Source organism: Bradyrhizobium viridifuturi (assembly GCF_001238275.1).
GTDB lineage: Bacteria > Pseudomonadota > Alphaproteobacteria > Rhizobiales > Xanthobacteraceae > Bradyrhizobium > Bradyrhizobium viridifuturi.
This window is the reverse complement of record NZ_LGTB01000045.1, coordinates 18,358-35,771: the sequence shown is the minus strand read 5'-3', so window position 1 is coordinate 35,771 and position 17,414 is coordinate 18,358. Positions and strand designations below refer to the sequence as shown.

Annotated in this window: 12 protein-coding genes and 4 pseudogenes; 7 read left to right on the top strand and 9 right to left on the bottom strand. The window is 64.6% G+C overall.

Features of this window, described 5'->3' with window-relative positions; genetic code table 11:
* Positions 1 to 212 precede the first annotated feature (212 nt).
* Together ALC15_RS33090 and ALC15_RS33085 are read right to left on the bottom strand one after the other, a co-directional pair.
* Positions 213 to 1,168: pseudogene (locus tag ALC15_RS33090) on the bottom strand (DnaJ C-terminal domain-containing protein); the annotation flags it as partial.
* A 124-nt stretch (positions 1,169 to 1,292) separates the two neighbouring features.
* Complete coding sequence (locus tag ALC15_RS33085) at positions 1,293 to 1,703, bottom strand: RT0821/Lpp0805 family surface protein (protein ID WP_244486352.1); 411 nt, start codon at positions 1,701 to 1,703, stop codon at positions 1,293 to 1,295.
* 105 nt (positions 1,704 to 1,808) lie between these two features.
* Here ALC15_RS33085 and pdxH point away from each other — a divergent pair, with 105 nt between their 5' ends.
* Positions 1,809 to 2,450: a pyridoxamine 5'-phosphate oxidase gene (gene pdxH, locus ALC15_RS33080; protein ID WP_050630911.1), complete on the top strand. Its 642-nt coding sequence runs from the start codon at positions 1,809 to 1,811 to the stop codon at positions 2,448 to 2,450.
* 151 nt (positions 2,451 to 2,601) lie between these two features.
* Positions 2,602 to 3,354 (top strand): SDR family NAD(P)-dependent oxidoreductase, encoded by a 753-nt coding sequence (locus tag ALC15_RS33075; protein ID WP_050630910.1) that lies wholly within the window; start codon positions 2,602 to 2,604, stop codon positions 3,352 to 3,354.
* A gap of 138 nt (positions 3,355 to 3,492) precedes the next feature.
* Here ALC15_RS33075 and ALC15_RS33070 read toward each other — a convergent pair whose 3' ends face one another.
* Both ALC15_RS33070 and ALC15_RS33065 read right to left on the bottom strand, forming a co-directional pair.
* On the bottom strand, positions 3,493 to 3,714 hold the full coding sequence (locus tag ALC15_RS33070; protein WP_021076769.1) for a hypothetical protein: 222 nt from the start codon (positions 3,712 to 3,714) through the stop codon (positions 3,493 to 3,495).
* Between the two features lie 130 nt (positions 3,715 to 3,844).
* Entirely contained in the window at positions 3,845 to 4,822 is a 978-nt protein-coding gene (locus tag ALC15_RS33065) for a magnesium transporter CorA family protein (RefSeq protein ID WP_050630909.1), read from the bottom strand.
* A gap of 350 nt (positions 4,823 to 5,172) precedes the next feature.
* Between ALC15_RS33065 and ALC15_RS33060 the strand changes: the two are divergent.
* Positions 5,173 to 5,849: pseudogene (locus tag ALC15_RS33060) on the top strand (L,D-transpeptidase).
* A 23-nt stretch (positions 5,850 to 5,872) separates the two neighbouring features.
* Here the strand turns inward: ALC15_RS33060 and ALC15_RS33055 are convergent.
* On the bottom strand, positions 5,873 to 7,030 hold the full coding sequence (locus ALC15_RS33055; protein ID WP_050630908.1) for an extensin family protein: 1,158 nt from the start codon (positions 7,028 to 7,030) through the stop codon (positions 5,873 to 5,875).
* 76 nt (positions 7,031 to 7,106) lie between these two features.
* Here ALC15_RS33055 and ALC15_RS33050 point away from each other — a divergent pair, with 76 nt between their 5' ends.
* Both ALC15_RS33050 and ALC15_RS33045 read left to right on the top strand, forming a co-directional pair.
* A complete protein-coding gene (locus tag ALC15_RS33050; protein WP_050630907.1) occupies positions 7,107 to 8,735 on the top strand; it encodes a fatty-acid--CoA ligase in 1,629 nt (542 codons plus the stop codon).
* Between the two features lie 255 nt (positions 8,736 to 8,990).
* The gene (locus ALC15_RS33045; RefSeq protein ID WP_050630906.1) at positions 8,991 to 9,848 is read left to right on the top strand and encodes a DUF1499 domain-containing protein; all 858 of its coding nucleotides are present in this window, start codon (positions 8,991 to 8,993) and stop codon (positions 9,846 to 9,848) included.
* An 86-nt stretch (positions 9,849 to 9,934) separates the two neighbouring features.
* Here ALC15_RS33045 and ALC15_RS33040 read toward each other — a convergent pair whose 3' ends face one another.
* The 4 genes and pseudogenes from ALC15_RS33040 to ALC15_RS33025 form a co-directional block, all read right to left on the bottom strand.
* Entirely contained in the window at positions 9,935 to 10,852 is a 918-nt protein-coding gene (locus ALC15_RS33040) for an MBL fold metallo-hydrolase (protein ID WP_050630905.1), read from the bottom strand.
* A gap of 111 nt (positions 10,853 to 10,963) precedes the next feature.
* Positions 10,964 to 12,178: an acyl-CoA dehydrogenase gene (locus ALC15_RS33035; protein ID WP_050402375.1), complete on the bottom strand. Its 1,215-nt coding sequence runs from the start codon at positions 12,176 to 12,178 to the stop codon at positions 10,964 to 10,966.
* Between the two features lie 126 nt (positions 12,179 to 12,304).
* On the bottom strand, positions 12,305 to 13,381 hold the full coding sequence (gene ribB, locus ALC15_RS33030) for a 3,4-dihydroxy-2-butanone-4-phosphate synthase (RefSeq protein ID WP_050630904.1): 1,077 nt from the start codon (positions 13,379 to 13,381) through the stop codon (positions 12,305 to 12,307).
* 327 nt (positions 13,382 to 13,708) lie between these two features.
* Positions 13,709 to 15,429, bottom strand: a pseudogene (locus ALC15_RS33025) (cation:proton antiporter domain-containing protein).
* Between the two features lie 59 nt (positions 15,430 to 15,488).
* On the opposite strand from ALC15_RS33025, the gene ALC15_RS33020 reads away from it, so the two are divergent.
* Both ALC15_RS33020 and ALC15_RS33015 read left to right on the top strand, forming a co-directional pair.
* Complete coding sequence (locus ALC15_RS33020; RefSeq protein ID WP_050630903.1) at positions 15,489 to 16,031, top strand: DUF3124 domain-containing protein; 543 nt, start codon at positions 15,489 to 15,491, stop codon at positions 16,029 to 16,031.
* A 71-nt stretch (positions 16,032 to 16,102) separates the two neighbouring features.
* Positions 16,103 to 17,340 (top strand): annotated as a pseudogene (locus tag ALC15_RS33015) (aminotransferase-like domain-containing protein).
* The last annotated feature ends 74 nt before the right edge of the window (positions 17,341 to 17,414 follow it).

Sequence of the window (17,414 nt, the reverse complement as noted above, 5' to 3'; positions counted from 1 at the left end):
CGCGGCCTCGATTGGGGTTTTGTGTACCGCGCTGGTCCCCCTCTCGAGGCCGCACTCCTTTTTCCGCCATCCGGTCTGCACGCCGCAGACCAGGAATTCGGACAGCCGGTCATCCTTTGACGCGCTCACGGCGCGGCGTCTACCCCGATAGAGTCCGGGGTAGTTGCAGTTTCGCGTCTTCGCGTCTCTGGAGCGCGCTCCCGGCGGTCAGCGAGATCGCTGCGCGGATTGTAGGGATTTCGCTCCCGCCACGTCTGCATCAATGCCTCAAGCTCGGCATCGTTCCCGTCGGGAAGGATGATGCGGGTCGTGACATAGAGGTCGCCGACGGCGCCGGCCTTCGGCAACCCCTTGCCCTTGAGGCGGAAGGTGCGGCCGCTGGAGGTGTTCTTCGGGATCGACAGCTCGACCGCGCTGCCAAGCGTCGGCACGCGGACCTTGCCGCCCAGCACTGCCTCGTAGAGGGTCACCGGCAGGTCGATCCGCAGATCATTGCCGTCGACCTTGAAGAACGGATGCGGCGCGATCGAGATCGTGATCAGGAGATCGCCGGGCGGGTGTCCTTGCGCCGTGTCGCCCTGGCCCTTCAGCCGGATCTGCTGGCCTGCGGTGACGCCGGGCGGAATCTTGACGTTGAGCTCGCGGCCGGTCGGCAGGCGGACACGCTTGTCGCCGCCCCTGACCGATTCCTCCAGCGACACCGTCATGGCGACCGAAAGATCGAGGTCGACGCCGACCCCGCCGCCGTCAAATTCAAACGGGCTGGCTCGCCCGGCACGGCCGCCAGCGCTGCCACGGGCGGCGTTGCCGAACATGCTGTTGAGGATGTCCTCGAAGCTGCCGCCGCCCATGCCGCCGCCGGGGCCACCACGGAAACTGTACTCGAAGCCGCCGCCCGGACCGGCGCGGCCGCCGGCGCCACCGCCAGGGAAACCCTGGAAGCGCGGCTTGCCCTCGGCATCGATCTCGCCACGGTCGAACTGCTTGCGCTTGTCCTCGTCGCCGACAATCTCGTTTGCCGTGTTGATCTCCGCAAAGCGGGCCGCCGCCTCGGGTCGTTCTTGTTGTTGTCAGGGTGATGCTTCTTGGCGAGCTTGCGATAGGCGCTCTTGATCGTCGCAGCGCTGGCGCTCCGCTGCACCCCCAAGACCTCATAGGGGTCGCGCATCCGTCACGTCTCCTTCACGGGAAAATCAGTCCTGGCCGGGAACCCATCCGAGCCCACTTTACCTTCATGTGGGGGCTCAGTGGCATTTTTGCAACTAGGCCGCTGCCGGCTTCTGCCGGAACTCTCAGGACTTTCTCCAAGGCTTCAAACTATGGATTTCCCACCGCCCTTGTCCAGCCTTGCAGGCGGCCCCCTGTAGCCAGCTCTCGGTGGCTCCATTGACATAGCTGGCGAGGAAATCCCGGCACGTCTTGCCGTCCTCGCCGGAATAGGCCTGGGCCAGCGGCGTCACCGAGCCGCGCGCGCCGGTCTCGGGATTTTCCCAGGGCTGGCTGGAATCCTTGTCACCCTTGGTCAGCACGTCGGAGGCCGCGTTGCGGGCAAACGCCAGATCGCTGTCGGTCGGCATCACAGCACTGACCGGAGTCGGGCTGATCGAGCCCGTCACGTCCTTGTCGTCCATCTTGGCGAAGGCATCGGTGCGCGACAGGCTGCAGCCGCTGGCACCGACGCCGATCAGGATCAATGTCACCACCGCGCCCGCGGGGTGGATCGCCGATAGGCCAACGCGCCCCCATGCCCTATATAGGGCCAGTAGCGCGTTCTCGGACGCGGGCGGATGCAAATCGGGACTCCTGACATGACCGACACGACCTCCATCAAACACCCGACACCGTTAACATCGGGTGATTTCACCGCGGCGGAGGAACCGTTCGCCCTGTTCGCAGAATGGTTTGCGGAAGCGGTCAAGTCCGAGCCGAACGATCCGAACGCGATGGCGCTCGCGACCGTCGACGCCGATGGGCTGCCCGACGTGCGGATGGTGCTGATGAAGGGCTTCGATGCCGACGGCTTCGTGTTCTACAGCCACATTGCGAGCGCCAAGGGCCGTGAATTGGCCGCAAATCCTAAGGCCGCTTTACTGTTTCACTGGAAATCGCTGCGCCGCCAGGTGCGCATCCGCGGGCCGGTGACCCCCGTGACCGATACCGAGGCCGACGCCTATTTTGCCACGCGGCCGAAGCAGGCGCAGATCGGCGCCTGGGCCAGCAAGCAATCGCAGCCGCTGGAGAGCCGCTTCGCCTTCGAGCAGGCGATCGCCAAGGTCGGCGCGAAATACGTCATCGGCGAGGTGCCGCGGCCGCCGGGCTGGAGCGGCTGGCGGATCACGCCGCAGCGCTTCGAGTTCTGGCACGACCGCCCGTTCCGCCTGCACGATCGCATCGAATTCCGCCGCGATGACGCCGGTCACGCGTGGTCGAAGGTACGGCTCTATCCCTGAAAACCCGCCGCGACTGTCATGAAAGGGCGAAAGTGCGAAGCGCGTCTTCGTGTAAGATGACCCCGGCCATCGACGTCATGATCTCCCTATCATTCGAGGACGTCGATGCCCGGCACGGCGCCGCGCATGGCGAGAACGAAAGAAACCGTCGATGACCCGCCCATCCAATGCACCGCGGCGCACGCTGCTCCTGACCGGCGCAAGCCGCGGCATCGGCCACGCCACCGCGATCCGGTTCTCGTCCGCCGGCTGGCGCGTCATCACCCTCTCGCGGCATGCGTTTCCGGAGGTCTGCCCCTGGGGCGCCGGACCGGAAGACCACATCGAGGTCGACCTCGGCAGCCATGACGACACCGTGCGCGCGATCTCGGAGATCCGGCGGCGGCTGGACAACGATGAGCTGCATGCGCTGGTCAACAATGCCGCGATCTCGCCGAAGGCCGCGGGCGGCGGCCGGCTCGGCACCATGGATACCGACATCGAGACCTGGACCCATGTTTTCCACGTCAATTTCTTCGCGCCGATCATGATCGCGCGCGGGCTGATCGAGGAATTGAAGCATGCCAAGGGCGCGGTGGTGAACGTCACCTCGATCGCCGGCTCGCGCGTGCATCCGTTCGCCGGCGCGGCCTATGCGACGTCGAAGGCGGCGCTCGCGGCGCTGACGCGCGAGATGGCATCGGACTTCGGCCGCGTCGGCGTTCGCGTCAACGCGATCGCCCCGGGCGAGATCGATACCTCGATCCTGTCGCCGGGCACCGAGAAGATCGTCGATCAGCAAATCCCGATGCATCGCCTCGGCACCCCGGACGAGGTCGCCAAGATCATCTACGTGCTGTGCACGGAAACCAGCTCCTACGTGAACGGCGCCGAGATCCACATCAATGGTGGCCAGCACGTCTGAGCTTCGGCTTGGATGTGATTTCGGGGGAGAGAGGTTCGAGGCGATCCCGGCCGCCGCCGCGGCCGTAGTTTGAGGGATTGCTTCGATGGCATGCGTAACGACGCGGACGAGGCTTCTGCCTCTAGTAGGCCTCAGCCTCTAGTCCGCATAGAACCGACGCGACTTCTTCTCAGTCCGCTGCAGCGCGACGTCATTCAGCGCGCTGGAGCAGTCGTCTTCGTCCTCGCCATCAAGCAGCGCCGCGTCACAGTAACGGCAAAGTCTCGGCGAGATCGCCTGCACCCTGCCTGCTGCGCGGTCCTGTTGATAGCGCGCAAAGTCGATGACGTTACGCCGTGGCGTTATGATCTTCTCAACCATTGCTGTCCTCCGGCTTCGAGGCGGGCGTTATCGCAGACAAATTTCGCCCAAACGTTCAGCGCAACACTCAAATTTTAGGAGAGGAAATAAGGCAGAAAACGCGTCCCAAAACGCGACGAATGGAACTGCTTTACAGCCACTTTTTCCACTTGAAGATCCAGTACGGCACAACAGCCGCGATCAGCATCAGCACCAGCGCGAACGGATAGCCGTGCGGCCATTCGAGTTCCGGCATGAGCTTGAAATTCATGCCGTAGATCGACGCAATCAGCGTCGGCGGCATCAAGACCACCGCCATCACCGAGAACAGCTTGATGATGTTGTTCTGTTCCAGATTGACCACGCCGAGCATGGCATCGAGCACGAAGGTGATCTTGTTGGAGAGATAAGAGGCGTGGTCGGTCAGTGAGGCCACGTCACGCTGCATGGTCTTGAGCTGCTCGCGCATGTCCTTGGACCATTTCACGCCTTCGACGATCGCGGAGAGAAAGGTGACAAGGCGGCCGATCGAGACCAGGCTTTCGCGCACCTTCGAGGTCAGGTCGCCCTTGCGGCCGATCGCGATCAGGATCTGGGAATATTGCTTGGCGTGGCCGTGGCGCTCGCTCTCCGGCTCGAAAATGTCGTGCGAGACCTGGTCGATGTCGGCCCCGCAGCGCTCCAGCAGGTCGGCGCAACGGTCGATCACGGCGTCCAGCAGTTCCATCAGCACCTGCTCGCCGGTGATGCCGGGGGAGCAGGCGCGGGCCAGCTTGTTCTCGACCAGCGCGAACGGCTTCGGCAGGTCGTAGCGCACCGTCACCAGCCGATGGCTGGTCAGGATGAAGGTGACCGCCGTGGTGCGCGGCATGTCGGTGTCAGACTGGCACATCAGCGTCGCGGTCATGTAGCGGGCGCTGTTCTCGATGTAGAGCCGGCTGGAGATCTCGATCTCCTGCATGTCTTCCCGGGTCGGAACCGCGATTCCCGCGAGCTTCTCGACGGCCCGGTCCTCCTCGACCGTCGGGTTCACCAGATCGATCCAGACCGCGCCCTCCGGCAGCGCGCCCAGGTCGGTGGCGGCGGCCTTCTTGAGCGAAAAATCGGAGGGAACGAACACCGACAGCATCACGAACTCCGAGATACAGGGCAGGAAACAGGGCTGGAGGACCCGCCGACTTAGCGCGATTCTGGCTGGCGCTTCATGACCGGGGCATTAACCGGGCGTCCATATTTGTGGCAGCCGGGTGGCAGTGATGGAGCTCCGACTCGACGACCGTTGCCTGTTTGCACAAAAAACCGACCCACGCCAGAACAGTTGCGGCAAAAAAGCCACAGATCACATCCCGCGATGCGGGAAAGCCATCTAAAGTCTGGGAAGAATGGCGGGTTTCAGGCAATAATGCCCCTCATGGAATCGTGGCGTTTGGGGCGTAATGTTGGCGCTTTCGGGCGCGGATTTTCGATTGGAATGTAATCATGTCGTCGCTCAAAGTTACCTTCGGGATCCTGGCCGCAGGCTGATGTTGTCGGGCTGCATGCAGGCCACGACCTACGAGGCAACCAATACCGCTGCCTTCAAGCCGCGTGACAAGGAACTGCTTGCCAAGACCACCTACGTCAAAACGCCGGTGGCTGAACCGTTCCGGCGCGCCATCGTCGAATATCACCGCAAGGAAGCCCCCGGCTCGATCGTGGTCGATTCCGACAACCATTACCTCTACTACGTGATGAACGACGGTAAGGCGATCCGCTACGGCATCACCGTCGGCGAAGAAGCGATGGCCTGGTCCGGCATTGCCAAGGTCGGCAGCATGACCGAATGGCCGGCTTGGCACCCGACCCCCGGCGAAATCTCGCGCCTCGGCGTTCCGACCTTCGTGGCGCCCGGTCCGGACAATCCGATGGGCTCGCGCGCGATGTATCTCTACTCGGGCGGCAAGGACACGCTGTTCCGCATCCACGGCACGAACCAGCCGGAATATATCGGCTCGTCGATCTCTTCGGGCTGCATCCGCATGACCAACGAGGACGTCATCGACCTCTACAACCGCGTCAAGCTCGGCACCATCGTCGTGGTGCTGGAGCCGAAGCACGGCGACTCGCCCTACAAGCCGCAGATGGCGCTGCAGGGCGCCGGCGGCACCACCTACTGATCCCAATCACGTCGCAATCGCGATCAAAAGCGCCGGCTTTGCCGGCGCTTTTTTGTTGGCTGCGGCTTGGTCTCGGGAGCGCCCTTGGGCACGGCCGCCGCATCACCTGATTTCGCCGCATCCGGCTCGTCGGCCTTGGTGGCATCATGCCTGGATGCATCGGACTTCGCGGCGACCTCGCGCGGCGGCGCCTCTTCCGGTCGCTCGGCCGGCAACAGCGGCGCGACCTGCGGCAGCGGATCGTACACGTTCCACTGGCAGATCCGGTAATTGCTGCGACGCTCGATCAGGTCGAGATGGATGTGATCCTCGTGGTACCAGTCCGAGCCCGGACCGAGCACGGTGGAGAAGCGGGCGCAGACCGAATGCAGCACGGCCTCGCGCAGATCGCGCGGCACGCTGCGGTCGGTCAGCGAGATCGACTTGCCGTTGGAGAGACCGAGAGCGCGCACGTCGAGCGCGTTTGCGCGGCCGTGCTCGGAGAGCTGCGCGCCGGCGACGCGATTGCGGCCGCGACATTCGAACGAGTCGAAATTGTCGAGATTGCTGATCCCGCCGCCGAGGGTCTGCGCCAGCGGCGCGATATCGGTACGGACCCAGTCGGCGACCGCGGCCGCCATCTTGCAGCGGAGGATCGCCGCGGGCTTGACCGCGACCTTGCGCCTGTCCGGCAGCACGATGGCCTCGAGCCGCACCAGATCCTCGCCGCCGCAGCCGCCTGCGCCGTGGATATCCGGAATGCTCGGCGCGATCGCGATCTCCTCGGTGAGCGCCTGCCGGCAGGCCGATAGCTGCGGCTTGGGAGGCTCGGCGGGCCTTGCTGCTTCAGCCGGCTTGGCCATCTCGCGGGGCCTGGCAGCCTCGGCAGGCGCGGCTGGAGGCTGCGTCTCGGCGGCCGGCGGCTCGGGCTCGGCTGCGGCAGGCGCGTCAGCCGGGCGCGGCCTCGGCAGCGGCACCGCCGAACGGCGGACCGCCTTGTGCGCCCTGTGCGGCCGGGTGCCGAACAAATCATCCCACGGAAAGGTTGGCACGCCGCGGGCGGCCTGCGCGGGCCCGGCTTGCATGCCAAGGGAAAGCAAAAGGCAAAGCAGCGCGCCGGCAGCGGTAACCATTGCCGCGGCGGCGCGGCGAAACGCGCCATCAGGCCATTTTCGGCTTGCTTTCTCCGCGCTAAAGTTCATGTCAGTTCCATGATTTTACTGCCGGCCGTCCAAGATGCCGGCGGATCATGTGTGAGGATCGAGGAGGGATTTGCGTATGCTTGGTTTGATGCAAGATTGGCCCTTGCTGTGCCACAAGATTATTGAGCACGCCGCCAAATATCACGGCACGCAGGAAGTCGTGACACGGTCGGTCGAAGGTCCGATTCATCGCACCAACTACGCCGAAATCCATGCCCGCGCGCTGAAGGTCTCGCAGAGCCTCGAGCGCGACGGCATCAAGCTCGGCGACCGCATCGCCACCATCGCCTGGAACACCTGGCGCCACCTCGAGGTCTGGTACGGCATCATGGGGATCGGCGCGATCTGCCATACGGTCAATCCACGGCTGTTCCCGGAACAGATCGCCTGGATCGTCAACCATGCCCAGGACCGCATCGTCATCACCGACCTCACCTTCGTTCCGGTGCTGGAGAAGATCGCGAGCCAGCTGCCGAGCGTCGAGCGCTACGTGGTGCTGACCGACAAGGCGCACATGCCGCAGACCACGCTGAAGAACGCGGTCGCCTATGAGGACTGGATCGCAGCATCCGACGGCAAGTTCGAGTGGAAGACCTTCGACGAGAACACCGCGGCTGCGATGTGCTACACCTCCGGCACGACGGGCGATCCCAAGGGTGTACTTTATTCGCACCGATCCAACGTGTTGCACGCGCTGATGGCCAATTCGAAGGACGCGCTCGGCACCTCCGCCTCGGACACAATGCTTCCGGTGGTGCCCTTGTTCCATGCCAACAGCTGGGGCATCGCCTTCTCCGCACCGTCGATGGGCACCAAGCTGGTGATGCCGGGCCCGAAGCTCGACGGCGCCTCTGTCTATGAGCTGCTGTCGACCGAGAAGGTGACCCATACCGCCGGCGTCCCGACGGTGTGGCTGATGCTGCTGCAATACATGGCCGCCAACAACGTCAAGCTACCGGATCTGCAGATGGTGATCTGCGGCGGCTCGGCGATGCCGCGCTCGATGATCAAGGCGTTCCTCGACATGGGCAGCCAGGTGCGCCACGCCTGGGGCATGACCGAGATGAGCCCGCTCGGCACGCTGGCGACGCTGAAGCCGCCGTTCACCGAACGCACCGGCGAGGAGCGGCTCGACATCCTGCAGACCCAGGGTTACCCGCCGTTCGGCGTCGAGATGAAGATCACCGACGATGCCGGCAAGGAGCTGCCGTGGGACGGCAAGACCTTCGGCCGCCTCAAGGTCTCGGGTCCCGCGATCGCCAAGGCCTATTTCCGGGTCGATGCCAACATCCTCGATGATGCCGGCTTCTTCGACACCGGCGACGTCTCGACCATGGACGAGCACGGCTACATGCGGATCACCGACCGCTCCAAGGACGTGATCAAGTCCGGCGGCGAATGGATCTCATCGATCGATCTCGAGAACCTCGCGGTCGGCCACCCCGCGGTCGCGGAAGCCGCCGTGATCGGCGTCCACCATCCCAAATGGGATGAGCGACCGCTGCTGATCGTGCAGCTCAAGCAGGGCCAGAGCGCCACGCGCGAGGACATCCTGAAGTTCATGGACGGCAAGATCGCCAAATGGTGGATGCCCGACGACGTCGCTTTCGTCGAAGGCATTCCCCACACCGCGACCGGCAAGATCCTGAAGACGGCGCTGCGCGACCAGTTCAAGGACTACACCTTCCCGACCGCCGCGGCGTAGGCGAGCTTCCATCCTCCCCTGGAAGGGGGAGGATCGGTTCGCATGACGCGCACGGAATGCGAACCAAGATGGGTGACAATTCCTCCGAGACAGGCGCCCGTGCTGGGATCACCCGCCGCCGCTCATTTCATTCGCGTCGACCCTCCCCCTGCAGGGGAGGGTAAGACCCTTGAATTCGCCGCAGGTCCGTGGTCTCACACGGTCAGTGGCGGCGGCTGAGGTCGCCGGGGACATCAACCGGCAGATTTTTCAACGATGGCGCGCAGGTTTTCCGCTCCCTACCAGCAGGAGCCCGTGTCCGGCCTCGCCACTTGGTCGCGCAACCTCGCCATCTTCTCCGTCGTCGCGGTGGTGGTCTCGATCCTGATCGTCCGGTTCGGGTTCCTGGAGGTCAAGCCGGCGCTCGCGACCTTCTTCGGCGCGCTGGGCCTCGCCGGCCTGTCGATCCTGCTCGGCCTCGCCGCCTTCGCCGCGATCTGGCAGAACGGCACCCGCGGCATGGGCCGGATCCTGCTCGCGTTCCTGATCGATGCCGCGATCCTCGGCTACCCGGCCTACCTGACCTATCAGTACAACAAACTGCCGCGGCTCTACGACATCACGACCGACCCGATCGACCCGCCGCGGTTCGAGGCGCTGGCGCGGTTGCGCACCGGGGAAGGCACCAACCCCGCCGCCTACGCCGGCCTCGCCTCGGCCGAGCGGCAGCGTATCGCCTACCCGGACATCGAGACCGTCGAGCTCGAGGTCCCGGCTGACCGTGCTTATGAGATGACGCTGCGGCTGGTGAACCGCCGCAAATGGCTCGTCATCGATGCACGCGCGCCGCAGCCGCCGCGCCGCATCGGCCGCATCGAGGCGGTGGCGCGCACGCCGATCATGGGCTTCCGCGAGGACGTCTCGATCCGGGTCACGCCCGACGACGAGGATTCGCGCGTCGATATCCGCTCGGCCTCGCGCTATTTCGACACCGATCTCGGCAGCAACGCCGCACGGGTCAAGAAGCTGATCGAGGACCTCAACACCGCCGCCGAAAACGACAACGCCAAGCCGGCGAAGAAGGCCGCGCCTGCCGCGCCGAAGGCGCCGCCGGCGAAAACGGTGAAGAAGTGACGCCCTAAGCGTCATTCCCCGGTGCGCAATTGCGCACCTGAGGGCGCGCGCAGCGCGAGCCCGGAATGACGGATGCTGGAGGCCGATCAGACCATCCGGTACGTACCGCCGATCACCGGATCGCCGTCGGTTGCCACGATGCCGCGCGCGACCAGGTCCTCCAGATGCGCAAGCACCGAATAGCCGGCGGCGTTGGCGAGGCGCGGATCAAGCCCGATATAGATCGCCCGCACCATGGTCGGAATGTCGGCCTCGCCCTTGCCGAGGCGGTGCAGGATTGAGGCCTCGCGCGCCCGGCGATGCCGCGCCAGGAAGCGGACGAAGCGCGGGCCTTCCGGGATCTCGGGGCCGTGGCCGGAGAGATAAAGCTGCTCGGGGCGCTGTTCCAGCCGCTCCAGCGAGGCCATGTAGTCGATCATCGAGCCGTCGGGCGGCGCCACGATCGAGGTCGACCAGCCCATCACATGGTCGCCGACGAAATTGATGCTGCGCTCTGTCCAGGCAAAGGCCAGGTGATTGGCGGTGTGGCCGGGGGTGGCGACCGCTTCCAGGGCAAAGCCCGCGCCCTCGATGACGTCGCCGTGCTTGATTTCGACGTCGGGCTGGAAATCGCGGTCGGCGCCGGATTCCGGATTGTGCTTCTCGCTCTCGAAACGCGGCCGCGAGGCGCGGTGCGGGCCTTCGGCGTAGACCGGCGCGCCGGTCGCGGCCTTGATCCGCGGCGTGTTCGGCGAATGGTCGCGATGGGTGTGGGTGACCAGGATGTGGCTCACGGTCTCGCCCTTGACCGCATCAAGCAACGCCTTGGCATGCGCCTCGTCATCGGGACCGGGATCGATGATCGCGACCTCGCCCTCACCCACGATGTAGCTGACCGTGCCGGTGAAGGTGAACGGGCTCGGATTGTTGCAGAGCACGCGGCGCACGCCCGGGCGGACCTGTTCGACCACGCCGGGCTTCAGCGAAAAGTCGCGGTTGAACGGGATGTCGTCGTTGTCGGCCATTTGGAATTTCACTCCGACGTCATTCCCGGGCAGCCCGACAGGGCTGAACCCGGAATCTCGAGATTCCGGGTTCGATGCTGACGCATCGCCCCGGAATGACTACAAGATGATCTACGAAAACGCCTGGATGCCGGTGATGGCGCGGCCGAGGATCAGCGCGTGGACGTCGTGCGTGCCCTCATAGGTGTTGACCGTCTCGAGGTTCGCGGCGTGACGCATCACGTGATACTCGATCTGGATGCCGTTGCCGCCGTGCATGTCGCGCGCCATGCGGGCGATGTCGAGCGACTTGCCGCAATTGTTACGCTTGACGATCGAGATCATCTCGGGCGCCATCTTGCCCTCGTCCATCAGGCGGCCGACGCGCAGTGAGGCCTGCAGGCCGAGCGCGATCTCGGTTTCCATGTCGGCGAGCTTCTTCTGCACCAACTGGGTGGCGGCGAGCGGCCGGTTGAACTGCTTGCGGTCGAGCGTGTACTGGCGCGCGCGGTGCATGCAGTCCTCAGCGGCGCCGAGCGCTCCCCAGGAGATGCCGTAGCGGGCACGGTTGAGGCAACCGAACGGGCCCTTGAGGCCGGAGACGTTGGGCAGCAGTGCACTTTCCGGCACCACCACGTTGTCGAGCACGATCTCGCCGGTGATCGAGGCGCGCAAGCTGAGCTTGCCGCCGACCTTCGGCGCCGACAGGCCCTTCATGCCCTTCTCGAGGATGAAGCCGCGGATCTGGTTGTCGTGCGCGGCCGACTTGGCCCACACCACGAACACGTCGGCGATCGGCGCATTCGAGATCCACATCTTGGCGCCGTTCAGCTTGTAGCCGTCGGCGACCTTCTCCGCGCGGGTCTTCATGCCGCCCGGATCGGAACCGGCATCCGGCTCGGTCAGGCCGAAGCACCCGACCCATTCGCCGGTCGCAAGCTTGGGCAGATATTTCTTGCGCTGGTTCTCGTCGCCATAGGCGTAGATCGGATACATCACCAGCGACGACTGCACCGAGTTCATCGAGCGATAGCCGCTGTCGACGCGCTCGATCTCGCGCGCCACCAGGCCATAGGCCACGTAGCTCGCATTGGCGCAGCCATATTCCTCGGGCAGCGTCACGCCGATCAGGCCGAGCTCACCCATCTCGTTGAAGATCTCGCGATCGGTCTTCTCTTCCAGATAGGCCTTGGTGACCCGCGGCAACAGCTTGTCCTGCGCATAGGCCCGCGCGGTGTCGCGGATCAGGCGCTCGTCTTCGGTGAGCTGGTCGTCGAGCAGGAACGGATCATCCCACTGGAAGCTGGCCGCAGCCGGCTTGTCCTTGGCCTGGGGGCGCACGCTCATGAAACATCCTTTCGCATCTTCACTCGGAAATTGGCGGATAAATTAAAGCGCTATGCTGCGAAGCGCAATTGAATTGGGTGAATGCCATGCCCCGGAGCGATGCGCATCGCCCCGGAATGACCCGCATCAGACATCGAACTTTTCGTTCGACACGATCTCGATGCCGAAACCGGACAACCCCTTGTAGTCGTGCACCGACGAGGTCAAATGCCGGATCGAGGTGATGCCGAGATCGCGCAGGATCTGCGCGCCGACGCCGACTTCGCGCCATTGCTTGTTGCGATCGGCCTCTGCCGACTTCTGCTCGCCGACCGGCTGGACCGGAACACCGGCGGCACCGTCGCGCAGATATACCAGCACGCCACGGCCGGCATCCTTGAAGTGCCGCAGCACCGCTTCCATCCGCGCCGGCCCGGTGAACAGGTCCTTCACGATGTTGGGCTTGTGCAGCCGGGTCAGCACGTCCCGGCCGTCGCCGATGCCGTTATAGACGAAGGCCGCGTGCATGATCTCGTCGAACGGCGAGCGGTAGGCATAGCCCTGCAGCGGGCCGATCGGGCTTTCGGTGGTGAAGGTCGCGACCCGCTCGATCAGCTTCTCGCGCGCCTGGCGATAGGCGATCATGTCGGCAATCGTGACGTGCTTGAGCTTGTGACGGGCGGCGAATTTCGCGACCTGCTCGCCCTTCATCACGGTTCCATCGTCGTTCATCAGCTCGCTGATGACGCCGACCGGCGGCAGGCCCGAGAGCCGGCACAGGTCGACTGCGGCCTCGGTATGGCCGGAGCGCAGCAGCACGCCGCCGTCGCGCGCGATCAGCGGGAAGATGTGGCCGGGTCGCGCAAAGTCGTTGGCGCCGGCATTGGGATTGGCGAGCGCGCGGCAGCACGAGGCGCGTTCCTCGGCCGAGATACCGGTGCCGCCATCGGGCTTGTAGTCGATCGAGACGGTGAAGGCCGTGGTGTGGTTGGACTCATTATGCGCCACCATCGGGTCGAGCCGCAGCCGGCGGGCGTCCTCGGTGGTGATCGGCGCGCAGACGATGCCGGAGGTGTGGCGGATGATGAAAGCCATCTTCTCCGCCGTGCAGAACGACGCCGCGACGATCAAATCGCCCTCGCCTTCCCGATCGTCATCATCGGTGACGACGACGAGCTCACCCTTAGCAAAGGCTTGCAGCACTTCCTGGATCGTATCGGCCATTGTCCTGACATCTCGCTTTATGCAGGCAGTGGATTAGCCGGGTTCCGATGTCAGCGCCAGTATCATTATGCAACCCGCCATGCGTCCGGCAGGCATACCAGGACCGGGGACGGACCTCGTTTCCTGTTTGATTTCTTGTTTGAACTTGAACCCGCCAGAGAACGGATGCCCACTTTTCCGGATCGTGCTCGGTAGCCCCGGAGCGAAGCGCAATCCGGGGGTGTTTCCGCGTCCGTGGTCCCGGATTTTCGCTTCGCTCCATCCGGGCTACGCAATCGCGCCAGCGAAGGCGCGCTTGACGGCGCAATCGCCAAGTGGATGCACCCCTTACGGCAGCACCTCGCGCCGGTCGCTGAGCTGGGCATCCATCTCGGCCCGCTTGTCGTCGAGCAGGCCGGCGTCGGCGGCTTCGATCACCGAATAGAGCTCGCCGGCGTCGCTGAGTCGGGTCACCGTCACATAGTCGGCACCGGCCTCGTAGAGATCATCGACGCCGCTGAGGAGATCCGCGGTGGCGACGATCCGCGCGGTCGGATTGAGGGCGCGGACGTGGCGCACCAGCTTCTCATTGTCGGCACCGACCAGGAGGAAGTCCGGCACGCTCAGGATGATGATCTCGGCCTTGCCGATGCCGGCGTGCACGAGCGTGTCCACATTGCTGATGTCGCCATAGATCACGTGCATGCCGCGGTCGGTGAGCGTGCGGAACACCAGCGGATTGAAGTCGATGACGCTGATCTGCTCGAGCAGCGACTGGTTCTGCCGCTCGATCTGGCTGACCAAGGCGCTCGCCGCGCGGAAAAAGCCGAGGATTACGATACGCCTGATCTCGCCGTGTCCCCCCTCCTGGCCGCCCTCGCCCACATGGTCGAGATCGCGCAGCCCGATCCGCTTCAGCGGACCGATCAGGCCACGCACGATCTGGTCGCTGCGGCCCATCGCAAAGGTCGAGAGCACCGCCAGCACCACGAAGGCGAACGAGGCTGCGCTCGCGGTCTCGGTCCCGATGTGGTTGGCGGCAATGCCGGTCTGGATCACCACCAGCGAGAACTCGGAGATCTGCGCCAGGTTGATCGCCGGCAGCAGGCTGGCGCGCAAACCCTGCTTCATCAGGTAGAGCGGCGTGAACGTCGTAACCAGGCGGCTCACCACCGTGAACGCCGCAATGACGAGCGCGAGCCAGATCACCTGTAGGCCCGGGATCGGGATCGTCATGCCGAGCGCGACGAAGAACAGCGTGATGAAGAAATCCCGCAGCGTCGTCACCTTGGCGGTGACGTCGAGCGCGTAGGGAAAGGTCGAGATCGAGACGCCGGCGACCAGCGAGCCCATCTCGCGCGACAGATGCAGCCGCTCGGCGATCTCGCCGATCAGGAAGCACCAGGCGAGCGCACCGAGCAGCACGAGCTCCGGCCGCCGCGCGATCTGGTGGAACAGCCGCGGCAGCACGTAACGGCTCAGCACCAGCGCCGTCGCGACCAGCACCGCAACGCGGGCGATCGACAGCAGCACGACGCTGACCTGAAGATTGTCGAGGCTCGGCTGCACCGCCAGGAACAGGATCGCGAAGATGTCCTGCAGCACCAGCACGCCGAGCGTGATGCGGCCCGGTAGCGTATCGAGCTCGCGCTTCTCGTACAGCACCTTGACGATGATGACGGTCGAGGACAGCGCACAGGCGACGCAAAGATAGACCGCGTCGAACTTGCCGCCGCCGATCGCCAGCCCGATTCCGGCGAAGAATGTTGCGCCGATCAGGCAGCCGCCGATCAGCTCGCCGGCGCGGCGAACAGGATGACCTTGCCGGCGCGGATGATCTTCTTGAGGTCGATTTCCAGCCCGATCATGAACAGCATGAAGATCAGGCCGAGCTCTGAGATGACGCTGATCGACTCCTGGGACTTGACCCAGCCGATGCCGAATGGACCAATGAAAAAGCCGGCGATAAGGTAGGCCAATATCAGCGGTTGCCGGGAGAAATGGGCGAGCAGCCCAATCCCCCAGGCAAACAGGATACAGAGCGTGATATCGGGAATCAGTTCATGCATGCGTCAAAGACTTCCTGTTGCCGCAACCTAGAGGGCCGGGCGTGAGGATCAACCGAGCAATGTGTCACATCCGCGCAGGCGGCATTTTTCTGGCAGTTTTGCTCTGCCTGCTCACCGTGCGCATCACTGAGGCGCTAGCACAATCCCCGGCAAGTATTGAACAAAATTTTGCGAACTCACTCACCGCGGTGCCGTCTGAAGGCCTCACCACATCCGGTGCATTCTACGTGCCGGTGTATTCCAGCGTATCGATGAGCCAGGGCAAGCTCAGGGCCGATTTCTCGGTGACGCTCAGCGTGCACAACGCCTCCGAAACCAGGCCCCTGGTGCTGAAGCGGATCGCCTATTTCGACACATCAGGCAAGATGGTGGAGAGCTACCTCAAGGCGCCGGTCGCGCTAAAACCGTTTGCGACCGTCGAGGTTTCGATCGCCACCACCGATACCCGCGGCGGCACCGGCGCGAATTTCGTGGTCGATTGGGCGGCCGCCGGCGAAATCGCGGAACCAGCGGTCGAGGCTCTGATGGTGGGCAGCGTCGGCGCCGGGCACTACGCCTTCATCAGCCAGGGTCGCCCGGTCCGGCTGACCGGCAAGAACTGAATTGAACTGACTCCACGGAAGGCCGCTTCCCGCGGACCTTCTCAACGACAACAACACGGAGCGAAACGTCCATGTCCACCTCGGCTCAGTTCGACTTTGCACCACTGCTCCCGGCCGGCCTGCCTGCACCGGCCGCGCGCTGGACCGGGCTCGCGAAATACAGCTTCGTCGGCGGCAACAACGATCCCGACCAGGTCCCGGTCGACGGGCTGCTGGAGGCGGTCAACGCCGTGCTGAAGCGCGAAGGCAGGAATCTCGCGACCTACAACCTCGCGCACGGGCCGCAGGGCTACCTGCCGTTGCGCCAGTTCCTGACCGAGAAGCTGAAGCGCGATGCCGGGATCGCCTGCACGCCGGACGAGATCATGATCGTCTCCGGCTCGCTGCAGGCGCTCGACCTCGTCAATCAGACGCTGCTCACCAAGGGCGACACCGTGCTGATCGAGCAGGAGACCTATCAGGGCTCGCTGAACCGGCTGACCCGGCTCGGCGTCAACGCGGTCGGCATCCCCCTCGATGGCGAGGGCATCAGGATCGATGCGCTGGCCGCAGCGCTCGCCGATCACAAGCGGCGCGGCATCACGCCGAAATACATCTACACGATCCCGACGGTGCAGAACCCGACCGGCTCGATCCTTCCCGAAGGCCGCCGCGCCGAGATGCTGAAGCTGTCCAAAGAATACGGCGTGCCGATCTTCGAGGACGATTGCTATGCCGATCTGATCTGGAACGGCGAACGCCCTCCCGCGATCTACGCGATGAGCAAGCACGGCGGCGTGATCCATATCGGCTCGTTCTCGAAATCGATCGCGCCGGCGCTGCGGGTCGGCTTCATCGTCGCGCCGTGGGAGATCATGTCGCGGATGCTGCCGCTGAAGACCGACGCCGGCTCCGGCGCGCTGGAGCAGATGGTGCTCGCCGAATACTGCGCGCCGCATTTTGCGACCCACGTGCCGCGGCTAACCAAAGGCCTGCGCGCAAAGCTCGACACGCTGATGGAGGCGCTGAACGAGCAATTCGGCACCTCGGCCGAATTCGAGGCGCCGAAGGGCGGCATCTTCCTGTGGGTCAAGCTGCCCGACAACGTCGATACGTTGAAGCTCTACCAGGCGGCGCTCGCCGCCGGGGTCTCGATCAATCCCGGACCGGAATGGTCGACCAGCAAGGCCCATTCGGCAGCCGGCTCCGGCTCTGCTTCGCGAGCCCCTCGCACGACCAGATTCGCGAAGGCGTCGCCGTGCTGGCGGAGGTGTGCCGCAAGGAGTTCGGCGTACCCGAGCGCAGCAGCAATGTGGAGAAGCGCGGCTAGAGCGTTTTCGAGCGAAGTGGATACCGGTTCGCGTGAAGAAAACGCGTCAAAATAAGAATCTAGAGCCCCGTTCC